This window comes from Ferdinandcohnia salidurans, from assembly GCF_042680725.1.
Taxonomy (GTDB): Bacteria; Bacillota; Bacilli; order Bacillales; family Bacillaceae_L; genus Ferdinandcohnia; species Ferdinandcohnia salidurans.
In genome coordinates this window covers 1-1,697 of the sequence record NZ_JBHUEK010000040.1, presented here as the reverse complement: position 1 = coordinate 1,697, position 1,697 = coordinate 1, and the positions used below count along the sequence as shown (strand labels likewise).

Sequence of the window (1,697 nt, the reverse complement as noted above, 5' to 3'; positions counted from 1 at the left end):
CACCTTTTTCTATTTTTTTGTATAAATTCTCCCATTACCTTAGTTGTTGGCAGTGAATTTTCTTAAATTCACTGCCATTAATGCTAGGCCCATTTCGTTTTCTACCTTCGATTTTCCTCGTACAGAAAATCGGGAGAAACGCAAATTAGCCTTCAAGAATCCAAAAACTGGTTCCACATCGATTTTGCGTTTTCGATAGATGGCACTCGTTTTCTCTTCTGAAAGCTTCGCTCTTACATATTCTTTTTGCTGTTCCCACTTTTCATTCACCATTAGTTTTCGATTGTTGCCTTCTTTGGCTTTTGTACATGATAAACGAAATGGGCATCCCGAACAGTCTTCGCACTCATAGATTTTGAACTTCCGTTCAAAACCTGTACGATCAGTGCGAATAGAATGATATCGAAATTCAAGACGTTTATGATTAGGGCATGTATATGTATCTGTTTCTACATCATAATGCCAATTGTCAGGATTAAATATGTTTTGCTTATACTTTTTGTTCTGCTCCTTCAAATACATGTTATAAGTAATAAGTGCTTCTCGTTTTCTATTGGAAAGGATATCATTATAGTTTTGTTCACTACCATAACTTGCATCTGCGACAATGTGTTTCGGCAACACGAAATAATGCTGCTCGATTTCATCTAGAAATGGAATCAACGTACGCGTATCTGTAGGGTTTGAAAACAAACTATAAGCAAGAGTGTATTGACCTTCAGTTGCGATTTGTACATTGTAACCAGCTTTCAATTGCCCGTTTTTCATATAATCTTCTTTCATTCGCATAAATGTCGCATCGGGATCTGTTTTAGAATAGCTATTACGTGTGCCAAAGATTTCTAAATCTTTTTGGTATTTCTGTTTACGAAAGACAAAATCAATCAATTGCTTACGCGCTTGTTTCGGATACTTGCGTTTGCTTCTTAAGGCTTTTCGTTCTGAAACATCTGATGTAGCTTCAATTTGTTTATCATACTCGGTTACGACTTCGTCTACTTTTTTAACCAATTGAGTGAGCTCTTCCAAAGATAACTGTTCTGTGTTTTCACGTTCAATTTCAGGCACAATTTCGTTCTTAAGTAGCTCGTTATATAGCTGGTTTGACTTTTCAATTAAGCTTTCACTATATTTCTCAATGGATTTTTTCCATACGAATGTAAATTTATTTGCATTCGCTTCAATCTTTGTACCATCAATAAAAATAGCTTCTTGATCGATAAGCTTTTCTTCGACCAATTGGCAACGGAATTGGACAAAACATTCGCGAATTATATCTTTCACTTCAGGTTGAATGCGGAATCGATTGATTGTGCGGTAGCTTGGTTCATACCCTTGAGCTAACCACATCATACGAATACTATCTTTTAATAGGGCTTCAATTTTTCGCCCAGAGAAGACAGATTGCGTGTAGGCACATAAGATAATTTTAAGCATCATGCGTGGATGATAAGCTGGACAGCCCTCATTTCGAAGAAATGGTTCGAAAGCTTCGTGCGGGATACTTTCAACTAAATGATGGACATGGAAGGCAATATCATTATTTTGTAATTTTACTTCTAAATCTAAAGGCAAAACTAATTGATTCATGATATAATTTTTAAACATAAGGACCCTTCTTTCGAAATATGGTGTGGTAACTTTATTTTATCAGAAGTGGTCCTTATTTTAATTCAAAAAATAAACAAAGCCGGTGA

The 1,697-nt window shown here is 35.7% G+C and carries 1 protein-coding gene; it reads right to left on the bottom strand.

The features are described from left to right. Positions 1-39: 39 nt before the first annotated feature. Positions 40-1,608 carry an IS1182 family transposase gene (locus tag ACFSFW_RS24215; protein ID WP_388042221.1) on the bottom strand — a complete coding sequence of 523 codons (1,569 nt, stop codon included), beginning with the start codon at positions 1,606-1,608 and terminating at the stop codon, positions 40-42. Positions 1,609-1,697: the final 89 nt, after the last annotated feature.